This is a genomic window from Streptomyces fulvoviolaceus (assembly GCF_000718165.1).
Lineage (GTDB): Bacteria > Actinomycetota > Actinomycetes > Streptomycetales > Streptomycetaceae > Streptomyces > Streptomyces fulvoviolaceus.
In genome coordinates this window covers 30,777-48,635 of record NZ_JOEY01000016.1, presented here as the reverse complement: position 1 = coordinate 48,635, position 17,859 = coordinate 30,777, and the positions used below count along the sequence as shown (strand labels likewise).

General features: G+C 70.8%; 18 protein-coding genes. 10 read left to right on the top strand and 8 right to left on the bottom strand.

What is annotated here, in order from left to right; all coding sequences use genetic code 11:
- Positions 1-20 precede the first annotated feature (20 nt).
- On the top strand, positions 21-1,703 hold the full coding sequence (locus IG08_RS0118500) for a penicillin-binding transpeptidase domain-containing protein (protein ID WP_030603253.1): 1,683 nt from the start codon (positions 21-23) through the stop codon (positions 1,701-1,703).
- A 22-nt stretch (positions 1,704-1,725) separates the two neighbouring features.
- Here IG08_RS0118500 and IG08_RS0118495 read toward each other — a convergent pair whose 3' ends face one another.
- Positions 1,726-2,079 carry an SsgA family sporulation/cell division regulator gene (locus IG08_RS0118495; RefSeq protein ID WP_030603250.1) on the bottom strand — a complete coding sequence of 118 codons (354 nt, stop codon included), beginning with the start codon at positions 2,077-2,079 and terminating at the stop codon, positions 1,726-1,728.
- A gap of 159 nt (positions 2,080-2,238) precedes the next feature.
- On the opposite strand from IG08_RS0118495, the gene IG08_RS0118490 reads away from it, so the two are divergent.
- The 6 genes from IG08_RS0118490 (at position 2,239) to IG08_RS0118465 (ending at position 7,043) form a co-directional block, all read left to right on the top strand.
- Positions 2,239-3,282, top strand: a complete 1,044-nt coding sequence (locus tag IG08_RS0118490) for an energy-coupling factor ABC transporter permease (RefSeq protein WP_030603247.1) — start codon at positions 2,239-2,241, stop codon at positions 3,280-3,282.
- 1 nt (position 3,283) lies between these two features.
- Positions 3,284-4,045, top strand: a complete 762-nt coding sequence (cbiQ, locus tag IG08_RS0118485; RefSeq protein WP_030603245.1) for a cobalt ECF transporter T component CbiQ — start codon at positions 3,284-3,286, stop codon at positions 4,043-4,045.
- Positions 4,033-4,800: an energy-coupling factor ABC transporter ATP-binding protein gene (locus tag IG08_RS0118480; RefSeq protein WP_030603242.1), complete on the top strand. Its 768-nt coding sequence runs from the start codon at positions 4,033-4,035 to the stop codon at positions 4,798-4,800. Before cbiQ ends, IG08_RS0118480 begins: the two co-directional genes overlap by 13 nt.
- Positions 4,801-4,810: 10 nt before the next feature.
- Positions 4,811-5,278, top strand: coding sequence for a MarR family winged helix-turn-helix transcriptional regulator (locus tag IG08_RS0118475; RefSeq protein ID WP_030603239.1), 468 nt, complete (start codon positions 4,811-4,813; stop codon positions 5,276-5,278).
- 129 nt (positions 5,279-5,407) lie between these two features.
- On the top strand, positions 5,408-5,854 hold the full coding sequence (locus IG08_RS0118470) for an organic hydroperoxide resistance protein (protein ID WP_030603236.1): 447 nt from the start codon (positions 5,408-5,410) through the stop codon (positions 5,852-5,854).
- 34 nt (positions 5,855-5,888) lie between these two features.
- On the top strand, positions 5,889-7,043 hold the full coding sequence (locus tag IG08_RS0118465; RefSeq protein ID WP_030603232.1) for a serine hydrolase domain-containing protein: 1,155 nt from the start codon (positions 5,889-5,891) through the stop codon (positions 7,041-7,043).
- Here IG08_RS0118465 and IG08_RS0118460 read toward each other — a convergent pair.
- The 3 genes from IG08_RS0118460 to IG08_RS0118450 form a co-directional block, all read right to left on the bottom strand.
- The gene (locus IG08_RS0118460; protein ID WP_030603229.1) at positions 7,040-7,312 is read right to left on the bottom strand and encodes a DUF1876 domain-containing protein; all 273 of its coding nucleotides are present in this window, start codon (positions 7,310-7,312) and stop codon (positions 7,040-7,042) included. The genes IG08_RS0118465 and IG08_RS0118460 overlap by 4 nt on opposite strands.
- A gap of 100 nt (positions 7,313-7,412) precedes the next feature.
- A complete protein-coding gene (locus tag IG08_RS0118455; protein WP_030603226.1) occupies positions 7,413-8,258 on the bottom strand; it encodes a DMT family transporter in 846 nt (281 codons plus the stop codon).
- Positions 8,255-8,761, bottom strand: coding sequence for a YbaK/EbsC family protein (locus IG08_RS0118450; protein WP_030603223.1), 507 nt, complete (start codon positions 8,759-8,761; stop codon positions 8,255-8,257). Before IG08_RS0118450 ends, IG08_RS0118455 begins: the two co-directional genes overlap by 4 nt.
- A 144-nt stretch (positions 8,762-8,905) precedes the next feature.
- Between IG08_RS0118450 and IG08_RS0118445 the strand changes: the two genes are divergently transcribed.
- Entirely contained in the window at positions 8,906-9,562 is a 657-nt protein-coding gene (locus IG08_RS0118445; protein WP_052424772.1) for a GNAT family N-acetyltransferase, read from the top strand.
- On the opposite strand, the gene IG08_RS0118440 is transcribed toward IG08_RS0118445, so the two are convergent.
- Positions 9,546-10,106: a cysteine hydrolase family protein gene (locus IG08_RS0118440; protein WP_030603218.1), complete on the bottom strand. Its 561-nt coding sequence runs from the start codon at positions 10,104-10,106 to the stop codon at positions 9,546-9,548. The genes IG08_RS0118445 and IG08_RS0118440 overlap by 17 nt on opposite strands.
- Positions 10,107-10,173: 67 nt before the next feature.
- Here IG08_RS0118440 and IG08_RS0118435 point away from each other — a divergent pair, with 67 nt between their 5' ends.
- On the top strand, positions 10,174-10,632 hold the full coding sequence (locus IG08_RS0118435) for a MarR family winged helix-turn-helix transcriptional regulator (protein ID WP_030603216.1): 459 nt from the start codon (positions 10,174-10,176) through the stop codon (positions 10,630-10,632).
- A gap of 69 nt (positions 10,633-10,701) precedes the next feature.
- On the opposite strand, the gene IG08_RS0118430 is transcribed toward IG08_RS0118435, so the two are convergent.
- Positions 10,702-12,900: an MMPL family transporter gene (locus tag IG08_RS0118430; RefSeq protein WP_030603214.1), complete on the bottom strand. Its 2,199-nt coding sequence runs from the start codon at positions 12,898-12,900 to the stop codon at positions 10,702-10,704.
- A gap of 127 nt (positions 12,901-13,027) precedes the next feature.
- Positions 13,028-13,630, bottom strand: a complete 603-nt coding sequence (locus tag IG08_RS0118425; protein ID WP_030603210.1) for a TetR/AcrR family transcriptional regulator — start codon at positions 13,628-13,630, stop codon at positions 13,028-13,030.
- Between the two features lie 179 nt (positions 13,631-13,809).
- Here IG08_RS0118425 and IG08_RS0118420 point away from each other — a divergent pair, with 179 nt between their 5' ends.
- The gene (locus tag IG08_RS0118420; protein ID WP_030603206.1) at positions 13,810-17,055 is read left to right on the top strand and encodes a S41 family peptidase; all 3,246 of its coding nucleotides are present in this window, start codon (positions 13,810-13,812) and stop codon (positions 17,053-17,055) included.
- Here IG08_RS0118420 and IG08_RS0118415 read toward each other — a convergent pair.
- Positions 17,044-17,808: a hypothetical protein gene (locus IG08_RS0118415; protein ID WP_030603203.1), complete on the bottom strand. Its 765-nt coding sequence runs from the start codon at positions 17,806-17,808 to the stop codon at positions 17,044-17,046. The two genes, IG08_RS0118420 and IG08_RS0118415, sit on opposite strands and share 12 nt — an antisense overlap.
- Positions 17,809-17,859: the final 51 nt, after the last annotated feature.

Sequence of the window (17,859 nt, the reverse complement as noted above, 5' to 3'; positions counted from 1 at the left end):
TTCGCGGAGGAACGAGAGCAGTGGGTAACAGAAGGCGCGTCGCCGAGCGACGGAAGACCAGGCCCGCCGTGATCGGCGGGATGATCGCCGTGGTGGTCGGCGGCGCCGGTTTCGGCGTCTACGCGCTGTACAGCGGCGGAGCGGCGGCCGACGACCGGACGCAGAACACGTCCGCGGCCGCCGACGACAAGGCGAAGGACATCCCGTCCGGCCCCCTCTCGGCGACCGAGGTCAACACCACCGCGCAGACGTTCCTGACGGCCTGGCAGCAGGGCAAGGTCACCACGGCCGCCGCCGCCACGGACGACACCAAGGCCGCCACCACCCTCCTCACCGGCTACACCAAGGACGCCCACATCAAGGGCGTCACGCTCACCGCGGGCACCCGCACCGGCGACAAGGTCCCCTTCTCCGTCAAGGCGACGGTGACGTACAAGGGCACCAGCAAGCCGCTGACGTACGACAGCGCACTCAGCGTCGTCCGTAGCACCACCACGGGGAAGCCCCAGGTCGACTGGCACTCCTCCGTCGTCCACCCCGACCTGAAGGACGGCGACACCCTGGTCACCGGCGAGTCCGGGACCCCGCCGATCAAGGCGGTCGACCGGGACGGCGGCGAGCTGACCGAGGCCAAGTACCCGTCGCTGGGCACGGTGTTGGACGGGCTGCGCGAGAAGTACGGCAAGACGGCCGGCGGCAAGGCGGGCGTCGAGCTGCGCGTGATCCGCGGCAAGTCCGCGAAGTCGTCGAAGGCATCGGACAAGACCCTCGTCGAGCTCAGCAAGGGCACGCCCGGCACGGTGAAGACGACGCTGAACCCGACGCTCCAGGCGGCGGCGGAGCGGCAGGTGGCGGGCACGGCACGGTCCTCCGTCGTCGTCCTGCGTCCGTCGACCGGCGAGATCCTCGCGGCGGCCAACGCCGGCCACGGCTTCAACACCGCCTTCCAGGGCTCCCTCGCCCCCGGCTCCACGATGAAGGTCATCACCTCCTCGCTGCTGATCGAGAAGGGCCTGGCGTCGGCGGACAAGGCGCATCCGTGCCCGAAGTACTTCACGTACGGCGGCTGGAAGTTCCAGAACGACGACAAGTTCTCGATCAAGGGCGGCACCTTCAAGGCGAGCTTCGCCCGCTCCTGCAACACGGCCTTCATCAGCCAGGCGCCCGACCTGGAGAACGACGACCTGACCAAGCAGGCCCAGCAGGTCTTCGGCCTGTCCATGGACAACTGGGCCATCGGCGTCCCGTCCTTCGACGGCTCGGTGCCGGTGCAGAGCGCGGCCCAGATGGCGGCCTCGCTCATCGGCCAGGGCGCGGTCCGCATGAACCCGCTGAACATGGCGTCCGTCTCCGCGACCGTCGAGTCGGGCACCTTCAAGCAGCCCTACCTCGTCTCTCCCGAGGTCGACAACCGCACGCTGGCCACGGCCTCGCGCACAATGTCGTCCGGCACGCTCTCGCAGCTGCGTGAGCTGATGGCGTACACGGCGGGCTACGGCACGGCGGCCGAGGCGATGTCCGGTGTCTACGGCAACGTCGGCGCGAAGACGGGCTCCGCGGAGGTCGACGGCCAGAAGAAGCCCAACGGCTGGTTCACGGCGTACCGCGGCGACCTCGCGGCCGCGGGCGTGGTCCAGGCGGGCGGCCACGGCGGCGACACGGCGGGGCCGATCGTGGCCGCACTGCTGAAGATGGGTGGCTGAAACTCAGCCCCCTTACGTACGGTCAGCTCCTCACCGGAGCGGTCGCCGTGTACGTCCGCCGCAGGAACCGCAGCAGTGCCTTCGTCTCGAACTGCACCACCGAGACGCCCTGCGCGGAGTGGAACTCGACTACGGCCTGTACCCGACCACAGGGCCAGACCCGGACCTCGCCACTGCCGGCGGGCGCCCTCAGCCCCTGCTCAAGGAGTGCACGCGAAAACGTCCACTCATGGGTCCCTGGCAGGCCGATCCGTACGGAACGCGGGTCGGCCTCGGGGTCGTAGCGCAGGGTCACGGGGACGGCGTCGGCTCCCTCGTCGGGGATGTCGGCGTCCGTGACGATGTGGGCTCGTGCGTACTGTTCGACTACGGACATCGTGACGGCCCTCTCACGCTGCGTGACCTGTGCGGAAGCTGTGCATCCACTCCCCCTCCAATGTCGCACATTTCCCGGGACACGCCCCCGGAGACGAAGATGCTGTTCCTCACGCATCGCTCTTGCGAGTAGTTCGCAACAAGCCACTATCATCGAACGGTGCATGTGCCTGATGGATTCATAGACGCCCCGATGTCCGCCGCGACCGGCGTGGTCGCGGCGGCAGCCGTCGCCGTGAGCCTGCGCGGCGCGCGCCGCGAGCTCGACGAGCGGACCGCGCCGCTGGCCGGCCTGGTGGCCGCGTTCATCTTCGCCGTGCAGATGCTCAACTTCCCCGTCGCGGCGGGGACCAGCGGCCACCTGCTCGGCGGCGCGCTCGCCGCGATACTCGTCGGCCCCTACACGGGGGTCCTCTGCATCTCCGTCGTCCTGCTCATGCAGGGCATCCTCTTCGCGGACGGCGGCCTGACCGCGCTCGGCGTGAACATCACCGACATGGCGGTCGTCACGACGGTCGTCGCGTACGCCGTCTTCCGCGGCCTGGTGAAGGCGCTCCCGCGCGGCCGGCGCTCCATCACCGCCGCCTCCTTCGTCGCCGCCCTGCTCTCCGTGCCGGCGGCGGCCGTCGCCTTCACCCTGATCTACTCGATCGGCGGCACCACCGACGTCTCCCTCGGCAAGGTCGCCACCGCGATGGTCGGCGTGCACGTCCTGATCGGCATCGGCGAGGCGGCCATCACGGCCCTGACCGTCGGCGCCGTCGTCGCCGTACGCCCGGACCTCGTGTACGGCGCGCGCGATCTGCGGCAGAAGCTCAAACTGCGGGTCAACGGCGAGCTCGTGGACGTTCCCCCCGTGGCGCCCGTCCCGGTCGCCGCCCGCTCGCACCGCAAGGTGTGGGCCGTCGGCCTGGTCACCTCCCTCGTCCTCGCCGGATTCGTCAGCTTCTACGCCTCGGCCAACCCCGACGGCCTGGAGAAGGTCGCCGCCGACAAGGGCATCGACCAGAAGGCCGAGGAGCACGCGGCGGCCGACTCCCCGCTCGCCGACTACGGAGTGAAGGACATCACCGACGCGCGTCTGTCCGGCGGTCTCGCCGGCGTGATCGGCGTCGGGGCCACCGTCGTCGCGGGCAGCGCGGTGTTCTGGGTGGTGCGCAGGCGGCGTACCGCTGATGTCTCGCCCGTGGGCACGAGCGCCTGACGTGGGCGCCGGGCACGCGCACAAGCTCTACCGGCACGGGCACTCGCCCGTGCACGGTCTGCCGCCGCACACCAAGCTCGCGGCCGTCTTCGCGTTCGTGGTGGTCGTGGTGTCGACGCCGCGGGAGGCGATGTGGGCGTTCGGCCTGTACGCCGTCCTGCTGGGCGTCGTCGCGTACGTCGCGCGCGTGCCCGCCGGCTTTCTGCTCAAGCGACTGCTGATCGAGGTCCCGTTCGTCGCGTTCGCGGTGCTCATGCCGTTCGTGGCGGAGGGCGAGCGGGTCGAGGTGCTCGGGATGTCCCTGAGCGTGAGCGGCCTGTGGGGCGCCTGGAACGTGCTCGCCAAGGGGACGCTCGGCGTCGCCGCGTCCGTGCTGCTCGCCTCCACCACCGAGCTGCGTGAACTCCTGCTGGGACTGCAGCGGTTGAAGCTCCCGCCCCTGCTGGTGCAGATCGCGTCCTTCATGATCCGCTACGGCGATGTCATCACGGACGAGATGCGGCGGATGCGGATCGCGCGGGAGTCCCGGGGTTTCGAGGCCCGGGGTGTCCGGCACTGGGGCGTGCTGGCGAAGTCGGCCGGCGCACTGTTCATCCGCTCCTACGAACGCGGCGAGCGGGTCCATCTGGCCATGATCAGCCGGGGGTACGCCGGTTCGATGCCGGTCATCGACGAGGTGACCGCGTCCCGGGCGCAGTGGTCGTACGCCCTCGCCCTCCCCGTCGCCGCCCTCGTCGTCTGCGTGTTGGGATGGGCCCTGTGACACCTTCTCTGGAAGTGGCCGGTCTGGCCTTCGCCTACCCCGACGGGCACCAGGCCCTGTTCGGCGTGGACTTCTCGATCTCCCGCGGCGAACGGGTCGCGCTGCTCGGCCCGAACGGCGCCGGCAAGACGACCCTCGTGCTCCACCTCAACGGCATCCACAGTGGCGGGGTGGGCACGGTCCGGGTCGCCGGACTTCCGGTCGGCAAGAAGCACATGGCCGAGATCCGGCGCAAGGTCGGCATCGTCTTCCAGGACCCGGACGACCAGCTCTTCATGCCGACGGTCCGGGAGGACGTGGCCTTCGGGCCCGCGGCGGCCGGGCTGAAGGGGCCCGAGCTGGAGGAGCGGGTCGACCGCGCTCTGCAGCAGGTCGGCATGGCGGAGTTCAAGAACCGGCCCCCGCACCACCTCTCCTTCGGCCAGCGGCGCCGGGTGGCGGTGGCCACCGTGCTCGCCATGGAGCCGGAGATCCTCGTCCTCGACGAGCCCTCCTCCAACCTCGACCCCGCCTCCCGCCGCGAACTCGCCGACATCCTGCGCTCCCTGGACGTCACCGTCCTCATGGTCACGCACGACCTGCCGTACGCCCTCGAACTGTGCCCGCGCTCGCTGATCCTGAGCGAGGGCACGATCGTGGCCGACGGCAAGACGGCCGAGCTGCTCTCCGACGACGAGCTGATGCGCGCCCACCGCCTGGAACTCCCCTTCGGTTACGACCCCCGTTCCGCCGCGGCCGCGCTCGGCGGTCCATGACAATGGGCGCGTGACGAACGAGGAGACCCCGGACGCCGGCTCGCCGCTGCTGGACGAGCAGCTGTGCTTCGCGCTGTACGCCGCCCAGCGCGCGGTGACGGCCGCCTACCGCCCGCTCCTGGAGGAACTCGGGCTCACCTACCCGCAGTACCTCGTCCTGCTGGTGCTGTGGGAGCGCGGCGAGACGACGGTGAAGGAGCTGGCGGGCGCGCTGCGGCTGGACTACGGCACGGTGTCGCCCTTGCTCAAGCGGCTGGAGAGCGCCGGGGTTGTGCGCCGGGAGCGCGCGGTGAGCGACGAGCGCTCGGTGCTCGTCGCGTGCACGGGGCGCGGAGAGGAACTGAGGGAGCGCGCTGCTCGCGTACCCGGCGCGCTGCTCGCGGCGACGGAGCTCGACGGCGCGGAGGTCGCGCGGTTGCGCGAGGAGTTGTGGAGGCTCGCACAGCGCGCGGAGGCCGCGGCCGAGCGCTCCCGCTGACCTGTAGTTACCCACGGTTGCCACCCCCCTGTCAGAAAACTGTCAGCTACTGGCCGGTACCTTGTGCACGATGTACTTGCACACTCCTGTGCTGCCTGCCGTTGTGTTCGTTCTGGGGGAGGTCCTGTCGTGACCGAGACTGCTGCTGTCGACACCCGTCCGTCGAAGATCATGTACGTCGCCGAGGCCACCGCACACGGTGGCCGGGACGGCTACGTCACCAGCCAGGACGGCCAGATCGAACTGAAGGTCGCGATGCCGCCGGAACTCGGCGGGGACGGCAACGGCACCAACCCGGAGCAGCTGTTCGCGGCCGGCTACAGCTCCTGCTTCCACAACGCGCTCGTCATGGTCGGCCGCCGCTCCGGCTTCGACCTGTCCGGTTCCACGGTCGCCGCGAAGGTCGGCATCGGCCCCAACCAGCAGCGCGGCTACGGCCTCGCGGTCGCCCTCAGCGTCTCGCTGCCGGTCCTGGACGCGGACGTCGCGGCCAAGCTGGTGGACGAGGCCCACGAGGTGTGCCCGTACTCCAACGCGACCCGCGGGAACATCGACGTGACGATCCTGCTTGGGTGAGTAGGGAGCACCCGGAAGCAGGAGGAGTACGGACGTGGACGTGAACGGCACAGTGGCCGAGGGCTTCGAGCCGGTCAGGGAGGCGTTCGTACGGAACTTCGAGGCGCTCGGGGACCGGGGCGCGGCGGTCGCCGTGTACCGGGACGGGCGCAAGGTCGTCGACCTGTGGGGCGGCACCAAGGACGTCGACGGCACGGACCCCTGGCAGCACGGCACCGCGCAGATCATGCGCTCGGCGACCAAGGGCGTCGCCGCCGCCGTACCGCTGCTGCTGCATCAGCGGGGACTGCTGGACCTGGACGCGCCGGTGGCCGAGTACTGGCCGGAGTTCAAGGCGCGCGGCAAGGAGCGGGTGCTGGTCCGGCACGTGCTGAACCATCGCGCCGGGCTGCCGATGCTGGACCGCCCGCTCACGCCGGAGGAGGCCCTGGACCCGCTGAAGGGCCCCGAGGCCGTCGCCGCGCAGGCCCCCGTCTGGGAGCCCGGCACGGACCACGGGTACCACGCGCTGACGTACGGCTGGCTGCTCGACGAGCTGGTGCGGCGGGTGACCGGGCAGGGCGCCGGCGAGTGGATCGCGGCGGAGATCGCCGGGCCGCTGGGCGCCGATCTGTGGCTGGGACTGCCCGAGGCGGAGGCCGGCCGGGCCGGGCGCGTGGGCCGCGTCGAGGCGCCCGAGCCCGCCACCGTCCTGCGCGCCCGCCCGAAGCGCTCGGTCACCGAGGCCTACACCGACCCGGACTCCCTCACCAACCGGGCGTTCGGCGCGATCACCCCGTTCCCCGACCAGAACGACCCGGCGTACCGCGCGAGCGCCCTGCCCGCGACGAACGGCATCGCGACGGCGGACGGGCTGGCCCGTTTCTACGCGGCGCTCATCGGCGAGCTGGACGGCGTGCGCCTCTTCTCCCCCGCCACCGCCGACCTCGCCCGGACCGAGGAGTCGGCGGGGCCGGACCGTGTGCTGGTCGTCAACACCCGTTTCGGGCTGGGCTACATGCTGCACGGCAGCGCGTCGCCGTTCCTCGGCCCGGGTTCGTTCGGCCACCCGGGCCGAGGCGGCGCCCTGGGCTTCGCCGACCCTGAGTCGGGCATCGCCCTCGGCTATGTCACCAACGGCTTCCGCAAGACGGTGACGGCGGATCCGCGGGCGCAGGCGCTGGTACGGGCGGTGCGGGGAGCCCTCTAGACGTTGATCGGGTGGGACGTGCGCCCGGACGCCTCGTCGATCTCGCCGTGCGCCTTGGTCAGCAGCTGCATCGCGAGCTCGTTGAGGGCGCGTGCCGCTGCGACCTCCTCTCCCACCCGTGGCTGATTCGAGTCGGAGTGGTGGCGGCTCGCGTGCCCCTGTGTGCGTACCTCCGTGCCGTCCGGCAGCCGCACCAGCGCGGCCGCCCGCGTGTGCTGGTCGTCCTCCTTGAACTCCAGCTCGATGTGCCATCCCACAGTGGTGTGCATGACGATCACCTCCGGAAGACCTCCTTCCAGGGTGCCCCTCCGGAGCCGCCGATGCACGATCCAGGCGGAATGACCGACCTGCCCCGCGTCTCGGACCGCCCTACCCGGCGTGCAGCATCAGCCCGATCCCGACCACCAGGAGCCCGGCCGCGGCGATCCTCGGCGCACCGAACGTCTCCTTGAAGAACACGGCGCCGATCGCCGCGCCCACGATGATCGAGGACTCGCGCAGGGCGGCGATCGGCGCGAGTTCCGCCTTGGTCTGCGCCCACAGGACGAGCCCGTACGCCGCGACGGAGAGCGCGGCACCCAGCAGACCGACGCCCGCGAACGGCCGTAGAACGGTGACGAGTTGACCGCGCCACCGATAGAGCGCGAACGCCGGGATCGCCACCCCCTCCAGCGCCATCAGCCAGGCGATGTAGCCGAGGGAGGAACCGGAGGCGCGCACGCCGAGCCCGTCGACGACGGTGTACGCGGCGATGGTCAGACCGGTCGCCAACGCGGCACCGATCGCAGCCCAGTTGGGGCGGCGCCCGCGCATGCCCCACAGGGCGACACCCGTAAGTCCCGCACAGGACACGGCGATACCGGCGGCCGCCCACCCATCCGGGACCTCGTGGGCGAAGAGGGCGGCGAGGAGGGTGACGACGAGGGGCGCCGTGCCGCGCGCGATCGGGTACGCCTGGCCGAAGTCCCCCAGCCGGAAGGACTTCATCAGCAGCACGTAGTAAACGATGTGGATGAGCGCCGAGGCGATCAGATACGGCCACGCTCCCGCCGCCGGGACGGCCACGAACGGCACCATCGCCAGCCCGATGAGCATCCCGCCGCCCGCGATCAGCGTGAACCCGACGAGCTTGTCGGTGATCTGGTGGGCGATGGCGTTCCAGCTGGCGTGCGTGACCGCGGCGAGCAGGACGGCCGCGGTGACGACCGGGGTCACTGGGTGCGCTCGCGCACGTCCACCAGGGTGGCTCCGGCGTGGGCGACCAGGTCCTTGGGCTCCATGGGGAAGACGGCGTGCGGGTTGCCGGCGGCGGCCCAGACGACGTCGTGGTCGAGGAGGGACCGGTCGGCGAGGACGCGCGTCCTCGTACGGTGCCCGAAGGGCGGCACGCCCCCGATGGCGTACCCGGTCGTGTCCCGTACGACCTCGGCCTTGGCCCGCGTGACCTTCCCGGCCCCGAGCGCCTGCTGGACGAGCTCCAGATCCACCCGCGACGCCCCGTCCATGAGGACGAGCACCGGAACCCCGTCCGCGGCGAAGATCAACGACTTGCAGATCTCGCTCAGTTCGCACCCGATCGCGGCGGCAGCCTCGGCGGCGGTGCGGGTGGCGTCGGGGAAGCGGCGGATCTCGGCGCGCAGTTCACCGAGCCCGAGCGCGTCGAGCGCCTCGGCGAAACGGGGGTGGGCTCCGGAGTCTTCGGTATCGGTCGTCGTCATGCACGGCACGCTAGCGGTGGGTGTAGGTGCCATGCGACCGGGTTACGACGACCTGCGCCACGAGGCCGGCTACGGGCAACAGCAGCGCGCGCTCCTAATGTCCGGGACGTTCCACCTTCCCCTCCGCTCATGCAGGATGCTGCGATGACCCCGTCCCCCGCCGTACGCCCCTACCGCCCCGAAGACCGCGAAGCCCTCGAAGACATCTGCGTCCGCACCGCCCACGCCGGCCAGGACAGCCGCCCCTTCTACGCCGACCCGAGCATCTTCCCGGCGATCTTCGCGGCGCCGTACGTCCACCTGGAGCCGGAGCTGGCCTTCGTACTGGACGACGGGCGAGGACAGGCCGTGGGATACATCCTCGGCACCGCCGACACCCCCCGTTTCGTCGAGGACTTCCGGATGAAGTGGCTGCCGTTGGTCGCCGGCCGTTACCCGGAGCCCAGCGGGGTGCCGAGGACGCCGGACGACGAGATCGTCCCGCTCCTCCACCACCCGGAGCGGCTGCTCGTCCCGGAGGTCGCCGCGTACCCCGCCCATCTGCACATCGATCTGCTCCCGGCGTGGCAGGGGCGCGGGTACGGCCGGGCGTTGATGCTGACGTTCCTCGACGCGCTGCACCGCGCGGGCGTGCCGGCCGTGCACCTCTCCATGGTCACGGCCAACACCCCGGCCCGGGCGTTCTACGACCGTCTCGGCTTCCACGAGATCGACGTGCCGGACGCCGACGCGACCGTCACCTACCTCGGCCGCCCGACGTCCCCCACGGCCCCGACGGCAGAGCTCATGAACCCCCGCTGAACGTCACGTCCTTCGCCGCCACCACTCCCGCCGTACGGCCCGGTGCCGACTGGTACCGCCAGTAGAGGTTGGTGTGCGCGATGACCTGGTCCGGCGGCGGGGAGCCCCACTTGCTGTTGTCCGGGGCCGTGTGGGCGTCGGCGACGAGGGTGACGTCGTAGCCACGGACGAAGGCGCCGTGGATGGTGGAGCGTATGCAGGCGTCGGTCTCCGCGCCGGTCACCACCAGGTGGCCCACTCCGGCACGCGCGAGGACGGTCTCCAGGTCGGTGTCCTCGAAGGAGTCGCCGTACGACTTGTGGACCAGGGACTCCGTGTCCTGGCGGGGCAGCTCGGAGACGTACTCCCAGCCTTCGCTGCCCTTCTCCAGCCCCTCGTCGGAGTGCTGGACCCAGACGACAGGGACGCCCTGCTCGCGGGCCCTGTCCACGAGGGAGCCGATGGTCGCGACGATCTCGTCACGCTGGTGCGCCTCGGCGACGACACCCTTCTGGACATCGATCACGAGCAAGGCGGTGTGGGGCCGTGCTGACAGTGTGGTCATGCACCCCACGCTAGAGCGCCACACTGACAATCACCGTCGGGATTAGTAGCCATGTACGGTATCCGTCGTGAGTGACACACCGAAAGGCGCCACCGCCGGCCATCTCGTCTGGCTCCTGTCCAACAGATGGCGCACCGCCGTGGACCAGGCCCTGGCGCCCCTGGACCTGACCCACGCCCAGTACGTGCTGCTGGCCTCCCTCTCCGGGATGGAGCGCTCCGGCACGCGGCCGAGCCAGCGTGAACTCGCCGACTACACGGGCCTGGAGGCGCTGTACATCTCGAAGCTGGCCCGCTCGCTGGAGTCGGCCGGGCTCGTCCGCCGTACCCGTGACGCCGAGGACACCCGGGTCGTACGGCTCGCCCTCACCGACGCCGGCCGCACCACCGTGCGGCCCGCCATCGACGCCGTACAACTGCTGCTCGACCGGCTCCTCGCCCCGCTGGGCGGCCTGGACGACCCCCGCACCGAGGCCTTCAAGCAGACCCTGACCAGCCTCCTCGACACCCCGCTGGGCCCCGCGTAAAAGGGAAGCCGGTGAAGGCACCCGTCCCCACGGAGCCCTCACCGGCCGGTCTTGCTCAGAAGCGGTACGTCAGACCCGTACCAACTCCCGGTCCTCGTCGGAGTCGTTGCCCTTCGACTCCGTGCGCAGGCCCTCGCCCTCGACGTCCACGTTCGGGAGCGCGCGGTCCAGCCACTTCGGCAGCCACCAGGCCTTCTTGCCGAGCAGGGCCAGGACCGCCGGGACGATCGCCATCCGGACGACGAAGGCGTCGAAGAAGACCGCGATGGCGAGGCCGAAGCCGATCATCTTGATCATCGACTCGCTGGAGCTGATGAAGCCTCCGAAGACGGCCATCATGATGACCGCGGCGGCGGCCACGACCCGGGCGCTGTGCCGGAACCCGGTCACCACGGCCTGGCTCGGCGACTCGCCGTGGACGTACGCCTCGCGCATGCGGGTCACGAGGAACACCTCGTAGTCCATCGCGAGACCGAAGACGACGCCCACCATGAAGATCGGCATCATCGACATGATCGGGCCGGTCTCCTCGACGCCGATCAGGCCGGCGAGCCAGCCCCACTGGAAGACCGCGACCACGGCACCGAGCGCGGCGAGCACCGACAGCAGGAAGCCGAGGGCCGCCTTCAGCGGTACCAGGATCGAGCGGAAGACCACGATCAGGAGCAGGAAGGCGAGGCCCACCACCAGCGCCAGATACGGGATCAGCGCATCGCTGAGCTTCTGCGAGAAGTCGATGTTCATCGCGGTGGTGCCGGTGACCAGGACGTCCGCGCCCGTGTCGGACTTGATCTCGGCACCCTGGTCACGGATGGCGTGCACCAGGTCCTCGGTCTGGGTCGAGGACGGCTTGGAGTCCGGGATCACGGTGATGGTCGCGGTGTCGCCGGCCTTGTTGAAGGTCGCCGGGGTGACCGTGACGACGTCCTTGAGCCCCTCGATCCCGTCGGTCACCGAGGTGGCCGCGGCCTTCGGGTCGTCGCTGCCCTTGGCGTCGACCACGATCATCAGGGGGCCGTTGAAGCCGGGGCCGAAGCCCTCCGAGAGGAGGTCGTAGGCACGGCGCTGCGTGGTGGACGTCGGCTGCGAGCCGTCGTCGGGCAGGCCCAGCTCCAGCTGGGTGGCCGGGAGGGCGATGGTGCCGAGACCGACCACACCGAGGAGCAGTACGGCGGCGGGGCGGCGGATGACGAAGCTCGCCCAGCGGGTGCCCAGGTTGGGCTTGCCCTCTACGGCCGTCTTCTTGCGCTTCTCGCCCGTCGGCCGGACCTTCCGGCCCGCGTACCCGAGCAGCGCCGGGATCATGGTCAGCGCGATGAGGACGGCGATCACGACCGTGCCCGCCGCCGCGAGGCCCATCTTGGTCAGCATCGGCACGTTGACGACCGCGAGGCCGGCCAGCGCGATGACGACCGTGAGGCCGGCGAAGACCACCGCCGAGCCGGCGGTGCCGGTGGCCCGGCCGGCCGCCTCCTCGCGGTCGCGGCCCTCGGCCAGCTCGCTCCGGTAGCGGGAGACGATGAACAGCGCGTAGTCGATGCCGACCGCGAGACCGATCATCAGGGCGAGGGTGGAGGTGGTGTCGCCGAGGTCGAGCGCCTTGGCGAGGGCGGTGATGGTGGAGACGCCGATTCCGACGCCGATGATCGCGGTCAGCAGCGGCAGCCCGGCCGCGACCAGCGAGCCCAGGGTGATGACGAGGACGACCGCGGCGATGGCGAGGCCGATGACCTCTCCGATGGCCCCCGCCTCGGCCCCGGCCTGCAGCGCGTCACCGCCGACGTCGACGGTCAGCCCGGTGGCCCGGGCATCGTCCCCGGCCGCCTCGAGGGCATCCCTGGTCGAGTCCTTCAGCTCCATGCCGGGAAGGTCGTACTTCACCGACGTGTAGGCGACCGTGCCGTCCTTGCTCACGGCGTTCGTCGTGAACGGGTCGGTGACGGAGACGACCTCGGAGCCGTCGCTCAGCTCCTTGACGGTCTTCGCGACGGTCGCCTTGTTGGCGGCGTCCGTCATCTTCTCGCCCTCGGGCGCCTTGAAGACCAGGCGCCCGGTCGCGCCGTCGGCGCTGGCACCGGGGAAACGCTGTTCCAGCAGGTCGAAGGCCTTCTGGGCCTCGGTGCCGGGGATGGAGAAGGAGGTGGTGCCCGCGGCGGGCGCGGAGGCCGCACCGACGCCCGCGAGCGTCAGCAGGGCGACCCATATCAGGGCGACGAAATGCCGTCGCCGGAAGGCGAGCCGGCCGAGTTTGTAGAGGAACGTGGCCACGAGGGCGTACTCCCGGTCAGGTCGTGGGTTGTTCAGGGCAGGGGTGATCAACCCGGTGGGTGGCAGGGGTGATCGGCCCGACGACGTGAGCGGTTACGTCAGGAAGGGGTCCAGCTGCGGGGACTTGCTAGAGGGTGGGTACGCCGAGGGCAGGGAGAACCACGGCGTCGATGTACGAAAGGAGGAAGACCTGCGTCGGCGGCTGCTCGTCGATCAGGGTGCGGGCGGCGAACGCGCCGATCATCATGTGGACCATGTAGTCCAGCGCCGGGTTGTCCGCACGGACCTCGCCCCGGTCGATCGCCCGCTGCAGCAGACGCTGGAGCTCCAGCAGCTCCGGCTCGATGATGTGCTCCCGGAACGCGCTCAGGAGATCCGGGTTGGAGTGGATCGCCATGGCCAGACCCCGCATCAGCGCGGAGTTCTGCTCCATCTTGCAGTCGTCCGACAGCATCGTCAGAGCGTGGAGATCGCCCCTGAGCGACCCGGTGTCGATGTCGCTGAGAGAGCCGCCCGGCTTGTCGTGCCGTACGGCCTTCGCGACCAGCTCGGCCTTGCCGCCCCACTGGCGGTAGAGCGTCGCCTTGCTGGACCGGGTGCGCGCGGCCACGGCGTCCATGGTGAGGGCGTCGTAGCCGACTTCCCGGAGCAGGTCGAGCACGGCCTCGTACAGCTCGGCCTCGCGCTCGGGCGTGATCCGACTGCGACGCGCCGTTGCGACCTCAGCCATGATTCCCACCTTCTCCGGTTCCGAACGACACGGTTTCGTACGTGACGAATGTAGCGCACTCTCCATCGAAACGAAACTGTTTCGTTCGTGTTGCGGGTCACGCCGGCCCGTCTATGCGACTTTTTCATGAGTTGCCCGGATAAGTTGCCCGGCCGCATCTCCCGGAAAAGCATGGGGAGGTGAGCTATCTGCGCCTGCCGCACCTGAGCGGCGACCTGCTGTCCTTCGTGGCCGAGGACGACCTGTGGCTGGCCCCCCTCGACGGCCCGGGCCGCGCCTGGCGCCTGACCGTGGACCGCACCAAGGTCGGCCACCCGCGCTTCTCGCCCGACGGCCGCCACATCGCTTACACGAGCTGGCGCAGTCTCGTCCCCGAGATCCATCTGGCGGACGTGGAGGGGGGACCGGGCAGGCGGCTCACCTACTGGGGGTCCGCCGACACGCAGGTCTGCGGCTGGACACCGGAGGGCACCATCCTCGCCGTCGCCTCCCACGGCGAGCCCTTCTCCTACTTCACCTGGGCGTACAAGGTCCGCACCGACGGCTCCCCCGGCCGCAAGCTCCCCTGGGGCCCGGTCTCCGACATCCAGGTCGCCGACCTGGACGGCGATCGCAGGACCTTGCTCCTCACCGGCACCCCGCCCCACGAACCGGCCGCCTGGAAGCGCTACCGGGGCGGCGCCACGGGCCGCCTCTGGCTGCACGGCGAACGGCTGCTGCCCGACATCGGCGGCCACCTCCACTCCCCCATGTTCGTCGGCGACCGGATCGCCTTCCTCTCCGACCACGAGGGCGTCGGCAACCTCTACTCCTGCGCCCACGATGGCTCCGACCTGCGCCGCCACACCGACCACGACGCCTTCTACGCCCGGCACGCGGCGAGCGACGGCACCCGGGTGGTGTACCAGTGCGGGGGCGACCTGTGGATCGTCGACGACCTCTCCCGTGAGCCGCGGAAGCTCGACGTACGGCTGAGCGGACCGCGCGCGGGACGCCGTACGTACCAGGTGCCCGCCGCCCAGCACGTGGACGGCATCTCGGTCGACGAGACGGGCCGCGCGAGCGCCGTCGTCGTCCGCGGCAGCCTGTACTGGCTGACCCATCGCGACGGTCCCGCCCGCACCATCACCGACACTCCGGGCGTACGGGTCCGCCTCCCGGAGATGCTCGGTTCCGTCGGCCAGGTCGCGTACGTCACGGACGCGGAGGGCGAGGACGCGATCGAGATCGCCTATCTGCCGCGGGCCACCGGTGACCGTGAGCCGCGGCGGCTGGCCTCCGGGGAGCTGGGCCGGGTCCTGGAGCTGGTGTCGGACCCGCAGGGCGAGCGCCTGGCCATCGCCGCGCACGACGGACGGCTGCTGCTCATCGACACGACGGAGGAGTCCAACGGCGAGGTGACCGAGCTGATCCGGTCGATCAACGGCCCGGTGCGGGACCTCGCCTTCTCGCCGGACGGGGCGTGGCTGACGTGGTCGCACCCCGGGATCGGCCGCTCGCTGCGCCAGATCAAGATGGCGCGTATTTCCCCGAAGGGAGGGGAGGACCGCCTGATCGTCGACGTCACCAACGGCCGCTTCGAGGACGAGAACCCGGTGTTCACGAGGGACGGCCGCTACCTGGCCTTCCTGTCCTGGCGAGGCTTCGACCCGGTGTACGACGTGCACACGGGGGACCTGTCCTTCCCTCTCGGCTGCCGCCCGTACCTGGTCCCCCTGTCCTCCGCCACCCCCTCCCCCTTCGCCCTGAACCCCGAGGGCCGGCCGGCCGCCGGAGGCCTGGACCCCGTCGAGGACGAGGGCGGGGAGGGCGGTGCGGTGACCGTCGAGATCGAGGGCTTGGAGAGCCGGGTGACGCCCTTCCCGGTCACCGCGTCCAAGTACTCGGCGATGCACCCGGTCTCGGGCGGCGGCCTGGTCTGGCTGCGCTGGCCGATCTCGGGCGCGCTGGGCGAGACGTTCGTGAACCCGGACGACACCTCCGGGCGGCCGACCCTGGAGTACTTCAGCATCAGCAAGGCGAAGAAGTCCGAACTCGTCGACCATCTGGACTGGTTCGCGGTCAGCGGCGACGGCTCGCGGCTGGTCGTGGTGGACGAGGACGAGCTGCGGGCGACCCCCTCGACCGAGTCCGGCGACAGCGACTCGACCGTCTGGATCGACCTGCGCCGCATCCTGCACGAGGTCGACCCGCCCGCCGAGTGGCGCCAGTCGTACGAGGAGGCCGGCCGCCTGATCCGGGCGTACTACTGGGAGCCGGGGATGTGCGGCATCGACTGGGAGGCGGTCCTCGACCAGTACCGTCCGCTGGTCGAACGGGTGGCGTCCCCCGACGAGTTCGCGGACCTCCTCCGTGAAGTCCTGGGCGAGCTGGGCACGTCGCACGCCTACGTCACGGCCGCCCGCCGCAACGAAGGGCCACCGCACTACCAGCGCCGGCAGGGCCTGCTGGGCGCCAACTTCGTGCTGCGGGAGGCGGGTTGGACGGTGAGGCGGATCCTCCCCGGCGACTCCTCCGACTCCAAGGCACGTTCCCCGCTGGCCGGCACGGGCATCCGGGAGGGCGCGGTGCTGACCCACGTGGACGGCCGCCCGGTGGACGCGGTGACGGGCCCGTATCCGTTGCTGGCGGGGGCGGGCGGTACGACGGTGGAGCTGACGTTCACCCCGGCGGAGAGCGAGGGCCGGGCGCGGCGGGTCGCGGTGGTCCCGCTGCTGGACGAGCGCCCCCTGCGCTACCAGGACTGGGTGGCCAAACGCCGGGACGTCGTACGGGAGTTGAGCGGCGGCCGCTGCGGCTACCTGCACATCCCCGACATGGGCGGCTCCGGCTGGGCCCAGTTCAACCGCGACCTGCGCCTGGAGGTCTCCCGGCCCGCCCTGCTCGTCGACGTGCGCGGCAACGCGGGCGGCCACATCAGCGAACTCGTCGTGGAGAAGCTGACCCGCACGATCCTCGGCTGGGACCTCACGAGAAACGCCCAGCCGGTGTCGTACGCCTCCAACGCCCCCCGCGGCCCGATCGTCGCCCTCGCGGACGAGGCGACCTCCTCCGACGGCGATATGATCACGGCCGCCTTCAAGCTGCTCAAGCTCGGCCCGGTGGTCGGCCAACGCACCTGGGGCGGAGTCGTCGGCATGACCGGCCGCCACCAACTCGGCGACGGCACGGTGATCACCGTACCGATGAACGCGGCCTGGTTCGACGCGTACGGCTGGTCCGTGGAGAACCAGGGCGTCACCCCGGACCTGGAGATCCTCCGCACCCCGCTGGACTGGGCAGAGGGCCGCCACGCCCAACTGGACGACGCGGTGCAGCTCGCACTGGACCTGCTGGAGACCAACCCGCCCGCGACACCCCCGGATTACTCGAATGTGCCGGACCGGTCCCGCCCGAAGCTGCCCCCACGCACGTCAGACCTGTGAGGCGGGGGCGGCGCCGGCGGGCGCCTGAATGAAGTTGACGGCGGCCACCACGACCGGCCTGGTCACGTAACCGCCCACGCTCTCCACGGAAACGACGAGCGCGAGGGGCGAGGCGGTGTCATGTCCCTTGGCCAGTTCGCGTATCCCGCCCCGGGTGAAGAGCTGGGTCGCGCCCACGGTGGCGAGGTACCCACAGCCCGCGACCATCACGAGACGACTCCGGGCGGCGAAAGGATTGCGGGCCAGCAGGACGATGGCGTGGTCCACGAGCGTCGTGCCGTCCACTGCCGTCTCGCCGTACTCTTCGGCGCCGTCGCTCCCGTCCGCGGACACGATGCGGTACTCGGTCGGGAACTGGCGGAACACGAACGGGGCGTTCAGGCGGTCGGCCAGAAGCCGCCAGACGGCGTTCTGCGCCGGGCCGCCGATCACCACCAGGTTCTCCTCGGCGTCCGACGCCATGACGAAGGCACTCGCCCGGACCGTCGCCGCCTCGTGGATCCGCAGGTCCTGGGAGAGGGACTGCCGCAAGTTCATGGCCGCGAGGGCGTCCGCCTCGGGAATCTTCGGATAGCGGGACGACCCCGAACGGGACTCACCGACGACCATCACCACCCGCCGGCCGCGGTCCAGCCGCCACACCCGTGCGGCGGGCTTCCTGGTCCGGTAGTGGTGGACGAGGTTCCGGCCGATCCAGCCCACCAGGAAGGCCAGCAGCGAGGCGATGAGATTGACCGACAGCTCCTGCCGCACGACCCGGCTCCCCCCGCCCTCGGCTGCGCGTCAACCAGCAGTGTGCAGCAC